The sequence below is a fragment of the Arthrobacter sp. EpRS71 genome (assembly GCF_001512285.1).
In the GTDB taxonomy this organism is placed as follows: domain Bacteria; phylum Actinomycetota; class Actinomycetes; order Actinomycetales; family Micrococcaceae; genus Arthrobacter.
The window spans coordinates 921,186-935,713 of sequence record NZ_LNUV01000003.1; the positions used below are offsets into that span (position 1 = coordinate 921,186).

The following is a 14,528-nucleotide window of genomic DNA, read 5'->3' on the forward strand; positions in this document are numbered from 1 at the left end:
TGCGGGTGTTGCCGGTGCGGATTGGTTGCCGGGATCCAGTCACAATCGCCTTGTGGGGGCTGCGGGGTGCGTTGCGAGGCCCGCTCTACGCCCCACCCACTCGTTTTAGCACGCACACCAGGCCCCCCAACGAGCACAGGGTCCGTTGCGAGGCCCGCTCTACGCCCCACCCACTCGTTTTGGCACGCACACCAGGCCCCACAAGCAGACCTGAGAGAATGAACCAGCAGACGTCACCGCGGCAAAGGGGCACATTTCATGACTGACCTTCCCAAGCAAGACCTACCCAGCACTGACAGCGCTGTGTCACAACCACGTCTCGCCGCAAGCGTCATCCTGCTCCGCGACGCCCCGGACGGGCTCGAAGCCTTCGTCCAGCACAGGGTGGACACCATGGACTTCGCCGCTGGCATGGTGGTCTTCCCGGGAGGACGCGTTGACTCTGCCGACGGGTCCGGGTGGGACTACCCGTCGGAACTGCTCGAACGTCACTCGGCGGACTGGAACCAGAGCTCCATCGGGGCGGAGCCGGGCGAAGCAGCAAGAAATGCCGGGACAGTACTGACGGCCGCAATCCGCGAAGTCCGTGAAGAAGCCGGACTGAGCATCAACGCCGCTGATCTCCGTCCGTGGGCCAACTGGGTTACCCCGACGGACATGCCCAAGCGCTTCGACACCTACTTCTACGTCGCCAAGCCTGCCCCGGGGGCTGAACCCCAGCACCAAACCACGGAGGCCTGGAAATCACTCTGGATGCCGGTAGACGGAATTCTTGCCTCCGAGGCGGCGGGCACCCTGAAGCTGATGCCACCGACGTATTACCTGCTCAAGGAAATTTCCCGCTTCCTGACGGTGGACCACGTGTGGTCGGCCGAACACAAGGTTGTCCCGGTGCTGGCGCCGGTTGGCTCCATGGACGCGTTCCTGAAGGAACGGGAAAACCGCCGCTGACGGTGTTCACCCTGCCTTGCAGCTAGGCTGGGGACATGAATCTCTTCCTCAAGCTACTGGGTACCGGAGTGAGCCTCGGAGCGGGCTTCGTCGGAACCAAACTCGTCAATAAAGGGTGGGAAAAAGCCACCGGCAACAAGCCGCCCACAGGCAACGATGACGTGGAGACGAGCCTGCGCTCGGCCCTGACTTTTGCGTTGATTTCAGCGTTCGTGAGTACCCTCATCCAGGTCCTTGCCAACCGCGGAACGCAGCGTGCCATCGCCCGCTTCGCCAAGTCCCAGGACATCGTCTAGATATCAGCCGCAGAACAAACAAGCGCGGGTCCACCTCAGTGGACCCGCGCTTGTTGCCGTTTAACTCAGTTTACTTCTCGCTCCCGGGCTCCTGGCCGGCCGCCGCCCTTTGGACCACGGCCTCCAGCTCATCCTTGGTGAGCTTTTCGCGGTGTCCATGCTTGGTGCGGTAGGCGGAGCGGCCCACCATGTGGGCGGACACTGGTGCTGTGAGGAGCTGGAAAATCCATGCCACCAACAGAACCGGCCACACCCACCACGTGCGCATCTGGAGTCCGATTGCGGCCAACATGAGGAATAACCCCAGGACTTGCGGTTTGGTGGCCGCGTGCATGCGGCTCATGAGGTCCGGAAATCTCAGCAGACCAATGGCTGCACCGAGGGACATCAGGGCTCCCACCACCAGGAACACAGCGGTGACAACATCAATGACAAGGTCAAGGCCGGACGCGTCAGGACTCATTGCTCTGTTCCCTCCTCTCGGCTACGAACCGGGCAACGGTCACCGAGCCAATGAACCCGATCACTGCCAGGGCTACCAGCAGCATCAGGTTGTTCAGGTGCCTGTTCAGCGCCATGTCGATCGCGAGGGCCGCGCCGAGGATGGCCAGCAATACATCTGATGCCAGGACCCTGTCCAACAGGGAAGGCCCGACGGCGATGCGGATAATCGCACCCGCGGCGGCCAGGCTGAGGATCACGGCGGTAACTACCAGGACTATTTCCTTCATAGCGCTGCACCTTCCAAGCCGGGACCCTGTTCGGCGCTGAGGGCCTCGACTTCTTCGCGCGTACCCATAATGCGGATCAGCCCTGCCTCAATGTCTTGGGTTTCCTGACGAATTTTGTCGATGTCCGCCTCTTCATAAATGTTGAGTGCGTGCAGGTACAACGTGGAAGTGGAGCGGTCCACCTCCACCACCAGGGAGCCCGGGATCAGCGAGATGACGTGACCGGTGGCCGTCACCATGAGGTCGGAACGGCTCCGCAACGGAACGGCGACGACGGCGCTGCGGACCCTGGGTCCTTTGGCTACCGCCAGGTACAGCACCAGGAAGCTCGCTGCCACCACTTTGGCGAGGAACATCAGGGCAAATGGTACGGCGCGCAGGACGTTGAACCTGCCGCTGAGCTCCACCGGCGGCAGGTAGAAAAATTTGGCCACCAGCACGGCAATCAAGGCGCCGAACAGGAGGTTGCCCGGGCTGAAGTCCCGCCACAACGCACCCCATACAATCACCAGCCAGATGAGCAGGGGCAGTTCAGTGCGGAACGAGATCGGTTTACGGCTCATTTGGCATCCGCCGTCCGTGCATCATCCGCTGGGGTCTGGTCATTCTGCGATTCATCCTTCTGAGCCACCGGTGGCACCACAACGGAGTCTCCCAGAACCGAGTGAATATACGCCGAACGGTCCAGCATGATCCCGGCGGAGCCGTCAGCAACCTTGAACAAAGGACCCGCGAAGACTGTCAGTGCAACACCGAACACCACCAGCCCAGCTGTGGATCCCACCATGGTCCGCGGAAGCACTCCTACGTTCCCTGGGGTTTTCAGCACGGGGTCCGGGTACTCAGCGTCCTCCGGCTTGCGCCAGAACGCCCTGTTCCAGACACGGGCGATCGCCAGCAGTGTCAGCAGGCTGGTGACTACGCCGCCCACCACCAACGTGATCGCCAACGGCGTCCCCAGCTCCACACCTGCTTGCAGCAGCCCCAGCTTTCCAAGGAAACCGGAGAACGGCGGAATGCCTGCCAAGTTCATTGCGGGGATAAAGAACAGCAAGGCCAGCAGCGGAGAGAGCTTCGCCAAGCCACCCAAACGGTCAATGGAAGAGCTTCCACCCCGACGCTCAATGAGACCCGTGACCAAGAACAAACTGGTCTGGACGGTGATGTGGTGGGCTACGTAGAAGACCGCTGCGCCCAGCCCGGCCACGGAACTCATGGCGAGGCCAAACACCATGTAACCAATGTGGCTCACCAAGGTAAAGGATAGAAGACGTTTGATATCGCTCTGGGCCAGGGCGCCCAGAATTCCGACAACCATGGTTAGTAACGCCACCACCATCAGCGGGATATTGAGCGTGTCCCCCGGGAACAGGAGAGTTTCCGTGCGGACCATGGCGTAAACGCCCACTTTGGTCAGCAAGCCCGCGAACACGGCTGTCACTGGAGCGGGGGCGGTGGGATAAGAGTCGGGAAGCCAGAAGGACAGGGGGAAGACGGCTGCCTTGATGCCGAACGCCACCAGCAGCATCACGTGCAGCAGGTTCTGGGTGCCTTGATCCAACTCGGCCAGCTTAATGGCCAGGTCCGCCATGGTGATGGTTCCGGTGGCCCCGTAAATCATGGCAATCGCAATGAGGAACAGCACGGAGGACACCACTGAGACCACCACGTACGTGACGCCTGCACGGATGCGCGGTCCCGTTCCACCCAGCGTCATCAAGACGTAGCTTGCTGTCAGCAGGATCTCGAAACCAACGTAGAGGTTGAAGAGGTCACCGGTCAGGAACGCGTTGGAAACGCCTGCCACCAGGATCAGATAGGTGGGGTGGAAGATCGAGACCGGGGCTTCTTGGTCGCCGTCGGCCATACCCTGGCCCGTTGCGTAGATCAACACCGCCAGGCTCACCACGGTGGAGACCACCAACATGAGCGAGGAGAACTGGTCCACCACCAGGACCACGCCCCACGGCGGCAGCCATCCGCCCAGAGTGACCGAGGTGGTTCCCCCGTCCCAGACAGAGATCAGGAGCAGGCATTCGAGCAGGAGGGTTGCGCTGAGGATACCAATGCTCACCACTCGCTGTGCGCTGTGGTGACGGATCAGCAGGAACGCCAGGGCCGCACCCAGAATTGGCAGGAGGACAGCTAGCGGCGACAGGTTCGCGAGATTCACGCGCTGCCTCCTTCCTGGGTTGTTGCCTTGTTGGGGGTCTCCGTGGCGTCCGGTTTTTCGCGATCCGCCGAGCTTGCGGGAGTGACCGCGAACTCCGAGGTTTCCAGCGGGACAATGGCGTCGTCCTCGGCGTCGAAGCTTGGTGTCTTGGCCACGCGCACGTCTTCGAGGTCGTCCTGGATCTCGTCCTGGCGGGCCAGGACCCAGGTGCGGTAGATGATCCCCAGCATGAAGGCCGTGACGGCGAAGGAAATGACGATTGACGTCAGGATCAGTGCCTGAGGCAGGGGATCGCTGTAGGTCTCCGGATTCGTTTCCTTACTGAACAGCGGTGCCAGGCCGGCGTAACCTCCGGTGCTCAAGATGAGGATGTTGGTGGCGTTGGCCAGGAGCATCAAACCCAAGAGCACGCGCGTCAGGCTGCGTTCGAGGATCAGGTAGATGCCGCAGGCGTACAGGACGCCCATGACGATCAACAGGGTCAGGTTGATGCTCATGAGTTACCCTTCCCGAGCGCAGCGGACTCGGCGGCTTCGTGGGCAAGTTCCGGATGCTCGGCAGCATCTTCCTCCGCCAGCGGCGCGCCTTTCCCTTCAAAATGCTCATCGATTTCGGCACCGAGGCTGCGGAGGACGTCCAGCGCCAACCCCACCACCACGATGTACACGCCGATGTCGAAAATCGTGGACGTGACGAACTTGACGTCGCCAAACACCGGCAGCCAGAACTCGATGATCGCGCTCTGGAATACCTGTCCGCCGAGGAAGAGCGGGACAACACCGGAGGCTGCCGCCGTCGCAAGTCCCGTCCCCAAAAGCGTGCCGGCACTGATGGTCGCTGCCTCACTCAGCTCGAATCGGCCACCGGCCAGATACCGGATGGTGAGGGCCAGTCCTGCGGTGAGGCCGCCTGCGAAGCCGCCACCCGGCAGATTGTGTCCCGCCAGGAGAAGGTAGATGGAGAAGACGATCATCGAGTGGAAGATCAGCCTCGTCACCACTTCAAAGATGATCGAGCGCCGCTCAGGTGCGAGGGTGCGTCCCGCCACCAACCACGCGTCGCGGGTGACGTCAGTGAACTTTTTGGCAACGGCCAGCGAGGCGCCGTCGTGCGAATCGCGGTCGACGCCGGTGCGGCGCCCCACGCTGCCTTCCGGCACAGCTTCCGAGGTCTTGATGCGATCACCACGGCTGCGGACGAATATCAGGCTGGCGACACCCGTGGCTGCAATGGCCAGCACGGAAATCTCGCCAAAGGTATCCCAGGCGCGAATATCCACGAGGGTCACGTTGACCACGTTCAGTCCCCCGCCGCCTTCATAGGCCAACCGCGGGAAATCAAGTGAAATGGGAGTAGCCACGCGGGCGCCCATGGCGTAGATCGCCACAAAGATCATGGTGATACCGAACGCCGCACCGATGATCACACGGATCACCCTGAGCCGGCCACCGGTCCTGTCCCTGAGCTCTGCGGGGAGGCTGCGCATGGCCAGCACAAACGCCACCAGCACAATGGTTTCCACCAGCATCTGGGTGAGGGCGAGGTCCGGCGCGCCCTGCAAAGCGAACATCAGGGCAATGCCATAGCCGGTGACGGACACCATGAGAACGGCGAGGAAACGCTTGTTGGCACGGACTGCGGCCAAGGCACCCACCACAATTCCGACTCCAGCCACCAACTGCAGCGGCGAATTCGGGTCAATGAGGTAGATACCGTCCGGCAACGGCTTGTTGGCCATGATCAAGGCGGTCGCCGGCACAGCGAACGCTACCGTCAGAATGACTGCCAGGTAGAAGTACAGGGAACCACGCTGTGTTCGGCCCGTGACCCACACCGCTACATCGTCCAGGGCGCCGATGGTGTTCTGGTAGGCGCGGTCGCCGTCCACCCAGTCAGGGACCAAGCCTTGGGCTCGGGAGACGAGGTTACGTCCATAGAACATCGCAGCGCCGGCCGCGAAAGTAATCGCTGTCAGGCCCAGTGCCGGGGTGACACCGTGCCACAAAGCCAAGTGTCCGGCGTCGACCGCGTCTGGACGGTTGGCGAACAACGCCGCATAAGGCTGGATCCACGTGTCCACGGGAGCCGGCCAAAGGCCGTACACAATGGTGAGCAGGCTGAGGATGGCCGGAGCAGCAAGGAACGCGGGCTTGATGGGTTTGAAAGGTGTGGGTTCAACGCCCGGTTTGACGGCGAACGCACCCCACATGAAGCGGGCACTGTAGGCGAAAGTGAGGATGGAACCGATGACCAGCCCAACCAGGATCCAGACACCCCATGCTGGAGCATGATCGCCGGTGCCGTAGTGGACGAAGGCTTCGAAGACCGACTCCTTGGCCACGAAACCAGCCAACGGCGGCACGCCGGCCATGGAAGCGGCGGCAATTCCGGCCACGACACCCAGGGCTCGTGACGAGCGGAAGACACCGGAGAGCTTGCGGATATCGCGTGTTCCCGACTGGTGGTCGATGATGCCCACCACCAGGAACAGCGCGGCCTTGAACAAGCCGTGGGCCAGCAGCAATCCGAGCCCGGCCAGGGCAGCATCGGGACGGCCGAGCCCCACCACCATGGTGAGGAATCCGAGCTGGCTGACGGTGCCGTAAGCCAGGATGAGCTTAATGTCGGTTTGGCGAAGCGCCCGGTAGCCGCCAACGAGCATGGTGGCCAGGCCCAGCCCCAGAACCACGGGAAGCCAGAACTCCGACTCCGAAAAACCCGGCGCAAGGCGCGCCACAAGGTAAATGCCGGCTTTGACCATCGCCGCCGCGTGCAGGTACGCGCTGACAGGCGTGGGGGCGGCCATCGCTCCAGGCAGCCAGAAGTGGAACGGAACAAGCGCCGATTTGGTGACCGCGCCTGCCAGGACAAGTACGACGGCGGCAGCCACCGCTCCCTGCATTGGTCCGCTCATGAGCGTCCCGGCTTCGTCCAGAATGGTTGAGATCCGATATGTGCCGGCAGCCTGGCCCAAGATGATGAGGCCTACGAGCATAGCCAGCCCGCCTGCAGTGGTCACCATGAGTGCCTGCAACGCCGAGCGGCGTGCAGCCAAACGGGTGCGCGCATAGCCGATCAGCAGGTAGGAGAGGATGGTGGTGAGCTCCCAGAAGATGAACAGCATCAGGAGGTCATCGGACGTCACCAAACCGAACATTGCCCCGGCGAAGGCAAGGAGCTGAGCCCCGAATCCGCCGAGGTCCGCGTCCTTGTTCTTGAAATAGCGGGCGCAATAAACCAACACCAAAGATCCGACGCCGAGGATCAGAAGCGACATGACCCAAGCCAAGGGATCCATGCGGAAGGCGAGTTCCAGCTTCAAACTGGGGATCCACGGAAGGACCTCTTCTATGCCTCCGCCGGAATATACGGCGTTGTACTGGAACAGCAGCCATATAAATGCGCCTGCGGGCACCGCTGCCAGAGCGTAGAACGCGTTTCTCCCGAGTTTCCCAAAGATCAAGGGCGCCACAGTTGCCGCTACAAAGGTGATGGCGAGAACTGTGATCACTGTTATCTCCGCAAAGTCAGGAACATATTGTCAAAAGTTGGAGCAGGCGGTCATACGTTGGGTTCGGTTTACCTAGTTTATCAAGGCGGACTGACAGTTTTCGGCATCGGAACCCGTCTGCGCGCACGGCTTAAAGCGGTGTTCTCCACAACCCGGTCTGTCATGCGCCCGCGGGTATCCCGGTCCCTATAGCATTCAAGCTATGAACGCGGCCGCAGTTCCCGAAGCCTCCCACCCGACGTCCGAGCTTGCCTCGGGACCCGTCGCCTCCAAAAAGGCGCAGATACTCGCCTGGGCATCCTGGGATTGGGGCTCGGCTGCCTTCCAAGCGGTGATGACCACCTTCGTTTTCACCGTCTATCTGACGTCCAATGCCTTCGGTGGTGAGGACGCTGCCTCGGCAGCCCTCGGTGCCGCCCTGGCCATTGCAGGCCTCGCCATTGCGCTTCTGGCTCCTGTCACCGGTCAGCGTTCGGATGCCGTAGGTCGCCGCAAGCTCTGGTTGGGCGTCAACACCGCCGCCACCGCGGTGCTCACCGCGCTGTGCTTCTTCGTTTTCCCGCAGCCTGAGTTCCTGCTCCTCGGCGTGTGCCTGATCGCAGCCGGCAACATCTTCTTCGAGTTTGCAGGCGTGAACTACAACGCCATGCTGGCCCAGATCTCAACCCCCAAGAACATTGGCAGGGTCAGTGGCTTTGGCTGGGCCATGGGATACCTCGGAGGAATCGTGGCGCTCCTCCTTGTCCTGCAGTTATTTGTTCAGCCTTCGTTTGACTGGTTCGGTTCGTCAACACAGGACTCCCTCAACATCCGCCTCGTTGCCATCTTCTCCGCCCTGTGGTTCTTCATCTTTGCCCTCCCCGTGATGTTCGCCGTGCCGGAAGTTTCCGTAAAGAAAGACACCGCCTCCCTGGGTTTTGCGGCATCGTACAAGTTGCTGTTCCGCCGCATCAGGGCGATCTACAAAACCAGTCCCCACACCATCTACTTCTTGTTGTCCAGCGCTATCTTCCGCGATGGCCTGGCGGCCGTGTTTACCTTCGGTGGCGTCATTGCCGCGGGCACCTTCGGCTTCGAACTGAAGGACGTCATCTTCTTCGCCATCTTCGGCAACGTTGTAGCTGCCGCGGGTGCCATCGCCGGAGGCTTCCTGGATGACAGGATCGGGCCCAAGTCCGTCATCATCCTCTCCTTGGTTGGGCTCCTTATCGCGGGCACGGCCATCCTGGTTCTCGGCAACGGCGATTACGTCTTCTTCGGAAACGCCTGGCCCGGAACGTCCACGTTCTGGGTCTTCGGCCTGTTGCTCTGCTTGTTCGTGGGGCCGGCCCAATCGTCTTCACGCGCCTATCTGGCAAGGCTCGCCCCCGCCGGGGAATCCGGTGAACTCTTTGGGCTTTACGCCACAACGGGCAGAGCCGTCAGCTTCCTCGCCCCCACCCTCTTCACACTGTGCATCACCATTGCCGCGCCGCTTGTTGCAGAAGGTGAAGCCCAGCGCTGGGGCATCCTGGGAATCATGGTGGTGCTGCTTGCGGGCCTGCTGGTGATCCTGCCGGTGAAACCACCGGCAGAGGTGGAAATAGCTGTGGTCCCAGAGCGTTAACTACATAGACCTGGCTGAGCACAAACGCCGAACCAGATCTATACAACAGAGTTAGGGTGGAGCTATGAACGTGGATGAGACAGAACTCCCGGGCCTCGGGATCCGCAAGGATTTCGTCACGGCCTCGGGCCGTCGAATCGGTGTCGTGGAACTTCGTGAGGGCGAGACAGAACTTTTTGTGTCCACGTGGGATGATCCTGACACATGCCAAGCATCCATCCCGTTGACGGCCGATGAAGCGTCGACCCTGGGGAACCTGCTGGGTGGTCAGCACATTGCCATGCGTCTGGCTGAGGAGCATCGCGAGATACCGGGCATCGTCACCCGCCAGTTCTCCATCACCCCTGAATCGCCCTTCGCAAACCAGCCCATGGGCAAGGCACAGATACGCACGCGCAGTGGCGTGTCCATCGTTGCGATCATGCGCGAAGGCGAGGTAGTCCCGTCGCCGGCACCCGACGTCGTACTTCACACTGGTGACTTGCTCGTAGCGGTCGGCACGCAGGAAGGTCTTGACTCGGCGGCCGACATCCTGCGCAACGGCTAACCGGAATGGATCCGCTCGCACTAGCCCTCGTTGAACTGGGGGCCGTCGTCTTCTGCCTCGGTCTCCTTGCTCGACTAGCGGGCCGTATAGGTATGTCCCCCATTCCTCTGTACTTGGTGGGGGGCCTGGCTTTCGGAGCCGGCGGGTTCGTCAAGCTCGATGGCATGCACGAGTTCGCCCATCTCTCAGGAGAAATCGGCGTCATCCTCCTGCTGCTTATGCTCGGACTGGAATATACGGCATCGGAGCTCGTCACGGGCCTTCGGAGGTCCTGGCAGGCCGGCGTCATGGATTTTGTCCTCAACTTCATCCCGGGCGCGGGCTTGGCCTTGCTTCTGGGCTGGGGGCTCGTGGGCGCAATCGTCATGGGTGGCGTCACCTACATCTCGTCGTCCGGAATCGCCGCCAAGGTGATCACCGACCTCGGCCGGATCGGTAACCGCGAAACCCCCGTAGTGCTTTCCATCCTGGTCTTTGAAGACCTCGCCATGGCCATCTACCTCCCCATCCTGACCGCCATCCTTGCCGGTGTAGGGTTCCTGGGCGGATTGCAAACAGTGGGCATTGCCCTCGCCGTGGTCACGGTGGTGTTGGTCATCGCCCTCAAACACGGCCACCGCGTCTCACAAGCGGTGCACAGCGAGAACTCCGAAGTTTTCCTGCTCAACGTGCTGGGCCTTGCACTCCTCGTGGCGGGCATTGCCTCCGCCCTCCAAGTGTCGGCCGCAGTGGGAGCCTTCATGTTGGGCATCGCCATCTCAGGCGCGACGGCACACAACGCCACCAGGATCCTGGAACCGTTGCGGGACCTCTTTGCGGCGATCTTCTTTGTAGCGTTCGGGCTCAACACGGACCCCACCTCGATACCGCCGGTCCTTGGATGGGCTCTGGTGCTGGCAGTCCTCACCGCCGCAACCAAGATGCTCACGGGAATATGGGCCGCCAAGCGCGCCGGCATCGCTGTGCCGGGCCGCTTCCGCGCAGGAGCGGCCTTGATCGCCCGTGGTGAGTTCTCCATAGTCATTGCGGGGCTGGCTGTTGCTTCGGGCGCGGTGCCCGACGAACTCGCGGCACTCGCTACGGCTTATGTCCTCATCATGGCCATTCTCGGTCCACTTGCGGCCCGCTTCGTGGAACCGGTGGTCAAGGCCATCCGGAAAACCCCGGGAGCCCCACCGCGTACGCCCGAGCGCGCCCCCGCGTAGCAAACGCGTCACACACCCCCGAATCGAGGGGCGGGATCTCACCCCAAAGACACCCCCAAAGTGCCGAGAACCAACCCCTCGGCGGCGACGGGGAAGAGGCTAGATGGACGTCCGGTGGAAGTTCTGGTGGCTGCGGCTCGCGGTGGGTCCACGCTGGCCTTGGTAGCGGTTGCCGTATTCGCCGGAACCGTAGGGGTGCTCCGCTGAGGACGTCAGCCGGAAGAAGCACAGCTGGCCGATCTTCATGCCCGGCCACAGCTTGATGGGCAACGTGGCAACGTTGGAGAGCTCCAAAGTGACGTGACCTGAGAAGCCGGGGTCGATGAAGCCGGCCGTGGAGTGCGTCAACAGCCCGAGGCGACCCAAGGATGACTTCCCCTCGAGGCGCGCAGCAATGTCGTCGGCCAGGCTGACAGTCTCGTACGTGGAGCCGAGCACGAATTCCCCCGGGTGCAGGATGAACGGCTCGTCTCCCTCCACCTCCACCAACCGGGTCAGTTCCGGCTGTTCCTCGGCGGGATCGATGTGGGCGTATTTATGGTTGTCGAAGAGCCGGAAAAACCGGTCAATCCGCACGTCCACGGAGGACGGCTGAACCATCGCGGGGTCGTACGGTTCAAGAACAATCCGTTGGGAGTCTATTTCGGCACGAATATCGCGGTCAGAGATCAGCACAGCATCAAAAATACCCCATGCATTGTCCGCGCCGCCCCATGGGACTATAGTTCCCGGACATGTAGAACCGCGCCCGTACTTGGGGCAACGAGCATTCGCGGGGTAATTGTGAGAAAACTGGCTGCGCCTGCCGCTGTTGTGCTGGCCTGCACGCTGGCTCTCGGGGTGGCTGCTTCCAGCCAGATTTTCCCCGCAACGCAGACACATCCCGGCCCGACTTCCGCCCCTTCGGCAGCTGTCCCGTCAGGATTGACGGCACCGAAGGAAAGCACGACGGCGGACCCCTCACCGTCCGCGCCCTTCCCGGCGGCCGGCAACGCATCCCAGCCAGCCACAGTGCCCGCCCCGGACGCCGGGCCTTTGGAGCCGACACCAGGGGTAGCCCCGGGAACCGGTTCGGACAGCGGACCCGTTGCTGTGGATCCTGTCTTTGAAACTCCGCCGCCTGTGCCCACCATTGGGCCCTCGTGGGGTCCGGACAACCCCTCGGACACTGGTGTTACCGAACCACCAGCAACGGAACCGACTCCCCAGGGGACCTCTGGCGCACTCCCGAGTGAAATGCAGCCGACCGCGCCGGCTGCAGGGCCGAGCGCATCAGGCTCTCCCACAGACCCGGCCTCCCCGAGCGAAACCCCCTCAGCTTCCCCCAGCGAAACCGCATCATCCGAACCGACGGCTAGCACGCCCACCCCGAGCACGCCGACACCGAGCGCACCGGCCGCGACTCCGACGCCCACGGCCATCACGCCCACGGAAACCGCCAACCCAGGCCCTGCACCGGCCCCCGCACCGGCCACGCCGTTCCCCGGCAAGAGCCCCAGCGGCGACGTCAGTCCCGACAACGGCGCCTTGGCTCTGCTCCCTGACAGCAACGCGGCAGCCATCCTGACGGTGTTCAACGCGATCAACAGCTACCGCGCGTCACTTGGCCTGGCTCCCGTGAAGTACCACGCAACGGTGGCCAGCCTGGCCCAGGACTGGTCCAACAACATTGCAACGCGTGAGGTGATCCAGCACCGCGCCAATTTCTGGACAGATCCCAGGGCCCTCAATCCAAATAATGGCGCGGGTGAGGTGATCGCTGTTCGCTGGGACCGGGACGCGGCGCAGCTGGTGGAGTGGTGGAAGGGCTCCCCTGGGCACGATGCCCTTTTGCGTGATCCCCGGTTCAACGTCATGGGCATCGGCATCACGTACACGGACGGCAATTGGCAGACCACCCCCAACCGCTTCACGCTCTGGGGTGTGGTGAATTTCTTTGGCTACACGTCGTTGCCGGCAGGTACCACCACCAGACCGGGAGGCACGGTCCCACCCCCTACAGACCCCGTGGCTGTCTGCGAACCGGGCAGCAAGCACCAACCACCCACCCTTAATCTGAGCGGGGCATCGATCAGCAGCGCAGCTGACCTCGTTTCGATCGCCGCCGACGGTTCAGTGGTGGCGTACCCCTCGTGGGGTGGCGGCCGGTACGGCGGAGGCAAGAGGATCGGCGTCGGGTTCACCGGGCTGAAGGACCTTTTCATTACGGACTGGGACCGTGACGGCGTGTTTGACCTGATCTCCCAAAGGTTTGATGGGGCCCTCCTGGTGTATCCCGGTCTTCAATCCGGCGGATTCAAGGATCCGGTTGCGCTGGGCCAAGGCTGGGGGACGCTGAACATTGCGGTCGGCACCTGGTGCGCCAACAACCGGCTTCCCCAGATTGTTGCCATGGATTCGGGCGGCAACCTGTACCTGTACAAGAACGCGGGCCTGGCGTACATCCGGTCGCAGGCGGCGATCGGTACGGGCTTCCCTGCGATTCGGCTCAGCATGGTGGATTACAACGCCGACGGTTTCCAGGATCTGCTCACCACCGAAGCCAACGGCACCCTCCGCCTGTATCGGGGTAGTGGACTGGGTACGCCGAAGCAGGAATCACGTCCGGTAGTGGGCTCGGAGTGGACGGATTACATCGGGTTGCGGGCCCTGCGTGGGGTGACGGGTCCCGATTCGACGGGCATCGCCGGGCTGAACCGCAACGGTGTTGTTGAGTATTGGGATCTCAACACCGGGCGGCTGACAACGCCGGTGACCATCGGCATCGGCTGGGGCGGGCTGAAGTTCGCCCAATAAAGCGTTGGGAACTGACCCACCCAACCCGGGTGTCGGCGTCGTACGCCACGAGCCGCAAGCCGAAAGCCCTAAGCCGCGACTAGTCGTCCGCGTGGGATTCGATGGCGACCTTGAGCTGTTCCAGCTGCGCTACCTCGCCCTCCAGGGCCTTTTGAATGATGCCGTTCATGAGCTTCCTCAGGCCCTTGGGATGGTACTCAAGGGCGAACCGGAGGCGGGTGGTGTTGCCCTCGGTGCTGAGGTAGAAACCGCCTGTGGGCCTTGCTGGTCCAGTCACCACGGCATAGCGGACTTCGGCTCCGGGGCGGGCGTCCGTGATCCTGAAGTCTGCGGCGACGGGTCGGCCGCCGGGGCCGGTCAGCGTCTGTTGGTAGAGGGCGCCTTTTTGGCCGCGAACGCCGGAGCGAAGCGCGATGCTGCGAACTCCCGAGCGCCACAGGGCGTTGTTCATCCCGTCCATGAGGAACCCGTAAACGGTCATGGCGTCCCTGCTGATCACCACTTCATTGGCTGCGAATGCCACGGGAACCTCTTTCGGCGTACGTTTGAATATTCGTAGCCCGGTTCCCCATACGCTGCAGCTAACAACTTCAGAATAGACAGCGGCGGGGTGCCCGCGACACAAGACAGCCGAGCCTTGACCGAATGGTTATCTGCCATTTTGCGGGGCACTGCTGACATGCGACCGCCGCCCCGGTAGAGTTCCTGCGGC

The 14,528-nt window shown here is 62.5% G+C and carries 14 protein-coding genes; 6 read left to right on the forward strand and 8 right to left on the reverse strand.

Annotated features, from left to right (window positions below; all coding sequences use genetic code 11):
• Nucleotides 1-258: 258 nt before the first annotated feature.
• On the forward strand, nucleotides 259-951 hold the full coding sequence (locus tag AR689_RS07020; RefSeq protein ID WP_062068405.1) for an NUDIX hydrolase: 693 nt from the start codon (nucleotides 259-261) through the stop codon (nucleotides 949-951).
• A gap of 35 nt (nucleotides 952-986) precedes the next feature.
• Entirely contained in the window at nucleotides 987-1,247 is a 261-nt protein-coding gene (locus AR689_RS07025) for a DUF4235 domain-containing protein (RefSeq protein WP_024818347.1), read from the forward strand.
• A gap of 70 nt (nucleotides 1,248-1,317) precedes the next feature.
• Here the strand turns inward: AR689_RS07025 and mnhG are convergent, their stop codons facing one another.
• Genes mnhG through AR689_RS07055 form a run of 6 tightly spaced genes read right to left on the reverse strand, consistent with a single transcriptional unit; the run spans nucleotide 1,318 to nucleotide 7,662 of the window.
• Nucleotides 1,318-1,710: a monovalent cation/H(+) antiporter subunit G gene (gene mnhG, locus AR689_RS07030; RefSeq protein WP_062068412.1), complete on the reverse strand. Its 393-nt coding sequence runs from the start codon at nucleotides 1,708-1,710 to the stop codon at nucleotides 1,318-1,320.
• Nucleotides 1,700-1,978, reverse strand: coding sequence for an MrpF/PhaF family protein (locus AR689_RS07035; RefSeq protein ID WP_062068414.1), 279 nt, complete (start codon nucleotides 1,976-1,978; stop codon nucleotides 1,700-1,702). Before AR689_RS07035 ends, mnhG begins: the two co-directional genes overlap by 11 nt.
• Nucleotides 1,975-2,541 carry a Na+/H+ antiporter subunit E gene (locus AR689_RS07040; RefSeq protein WP_062068416.1) on the reverse strand — a complete coding sequence of 189 codons (567 nt, stop codon included), beginning with the start codon at nucleotides 2,539-2,541 and terminating at the stop codon, nucleotides 1,975-1,977. The genes AR689_RS07035 and AR689_RS07040 overlap by 4 nt, the downstream gene beginning before the upstream one ends.
• The gene (locus AR689_RS07045) at nucleotides 2,538-4,151 is read right to left on the reverse strand and encodes a Na+/H+ antiporter subunit D (protein ID WP_062068417.1); all 1,614 of its coding nucleotides are present in this window, start codon (nucleotides 4,149-4,151) and stop codon (nucleotides 2,538-2,540) included. The genes AR689_RS07040 and AR689_RS07045 overlap by 4 nt, the downstream gene beginning before the upstream one ends.
• On the reverse strand, nucleotides 4,148-4,648 hold the full coding sequence (locus AR689_RS07050; RefSeq protein WP_062068418.1) for a Na(+)/H(+) antiporter subunit C: 501 nt from the start codon (nucleotides 4,646-4,648) through the stop codon (nucleotides 4,148-4,150). Before AR689_RS07050 ends, AR689_RS07045 begins: the two co-directional genes overlap by 4 nt.
• On the reverse strand, nucleotides 4,645-7,662 hold the full coding sequence (locus AR689_RS07055) for a Na+/H+ antiporter subunit A (protein WP_062068419.1): 3,018 nt from the start codon (nucleotides 7,660-7,662) through the stop codon (nucleotides 4,645-4,647). Before AR689_RS07055 ends, AR689_RS07050 begins: the two co-directional genes overlap by 4 nt.
• Nucleotides 7,663-7,864: 202 nt before the next feature.
• On the opposite strand from AR689_RS07055, the gene AR689_RS07060 reads away from it, so the two are divergent.
• From AR689_RS07060 to AR689_RS07070, 3 genes are all read left to right on the forward strand, one after another.
• Nucleotides 7,865-9,268, forward strand: a complete 1,404-nt coding sequence (locus AR689_RS07060; RefSeq protein ID WP_062068420.1) for an MFS transporter — start codon at nucleotides 7,865-7,867, stop codon at nucleotides 9,266-9,268.
• Nucleotides 9,269-9,332: 64 nt separating this feature from the next.
• Nucleotides 9,333-9,815, forward strand: coding sequence for a cation:proton antiporter regulatory subunit (locus AR689_RS07065; RefSeq protein ID WP_024818355.1), 483 nt, complete (start codon nucleotides 9,333-9,335; stop codon nucleotides 9,813-9,815).
• Nucleotides 9,816-9,820: 5 nt separating this feature from the next.
• A complete protein-coding gene (locus AR689_RS07070) occupies nucleotides 9,821-11,020 on the forward strand; it encodes a cation:proton antiporter (RefSeq protein WP_062068421.1) in 1,200 nt (399 codons plus the stop codon).
• Nucleotides 11,021-11,119: 99 nt separating this feature from the next.
• Here the strand turns inward: AR689_RS07070 and dcd are convergent, their stop codons facing one another.
• The gene (gene dcd / locus AR689_RS07075; protein ID WP_011776299.1) at nucleotides 11,120-11,695 is read right to left on the reverse strand and encodes a dCTP deaminase; all 576 of its coding nucleotides are present in this window, start codon (nucleotides 11,693-11,695) and stop codon (nucleotides 11,120-11,122) included.
• A 108-nt stretch (nucleotides 11,696-11,803) separates the two neighbouring features.
• Here dcd and AR689_RS23510 point away from each other — a divergent pair, with 108 nt between their 5' ends.
• The gene (locus AR689_RS23510) at nucleotides 11,804-13,816 is read left to right on the forward strand and encodes a CAP domain-containing protein (RefSeq protein ID WP_231745458.1); all 2,013 of its coding nucleotides are present in this window, start codon (nucleotides 11,804-11,806) and stop codon (nucleotides 13,814-13,816) included.
• Nucleotides 13,817-13,895: 79 nt separating this feature from the next.
• Here the strand turns inward: AR689_RS23510 and AR689_RS07090 are convergent, their stop codons facing one another.
• Nucleotides 13,896-14,339 carry an SRPBCC family protein gene (locus tag AR689_RS07090; RefSeq protein WP_062068425.1) on the reverse strand — a complete coding sequence of 148 codons (444 nt, stop codon included), beginning with the start codon at nucleotides 14,337-14,339 and terminating at the stop codon, nucleotides 13,896-13,898.
• Nucleotides 14,340-14,528 lie beyond the last annotated feature (189 nt).

Bases quoted from the DNA above. Each gene is read 5' to 3' on its own strand.
- AR689_RS07070 (WP_062068421.1), top strand. From the start codon at position 9,821: ATGGATCCGCTCGCACTAGCCCTCGTTGAACTGGGGGCCGTCGTCTTC.
- AR689_RS07040 (WP_062068416.1), bottom strand. From the start codon at position 2,541: ATGAGCCGTAAACCGATCTCGTTCCGCACTGAACTGCCCCTGCTCATC.
- AR689_RS07035 (WP_062068414.1), bottom strand. From the start codon at position 1,978: ATGAAGGAAATAGTCCTGGTAGTTACCGCCGTGATCCTCAGCCTGGCC.
- AR689_RS07025 (WP_024818347.1), top strand. From the start codon at position 987: ATGAATCTCTTCCTCAAGCTACTGGGTACCGGAGTGAGCCTCGGAGCG.
- AR689_RS07065 (WP_024818355.1), top strand. From the start codon at position 9,333: ATGAACGTGGATGAGACAGAACTCCCGGGCCTCGGGATCCGCAAGGAT.
- AR689_RS07060 (WP_062068420.1), top strand. From the start codon at position 7,865: ATGAACGCGGCCGCAGTTCCCGAAGCCTCCCACCCGACGTCCGAGCTT.
- AR689_RS07020 (WP_062068405.1), top strand. From the start codon at position 259: ATGACTGACCTTCCCAAGCAAGACCTACCCAGCACTGACAGCGCTGTG.
- mnhG (WP_062068412.1), bottom strand. From the start codon at position 1,710: ATGAGTCCTGACGCGTCCGGCCTTGACCTTGTCATTGATGTTGTCACC.
- AR689_RS07050 (WP_062068418.1), bottom strand. From the start codon at position 4,648: ATGAGCATCAACCTGACCCTGTTGATCGTCATGGGCGTCCTGTACGCC.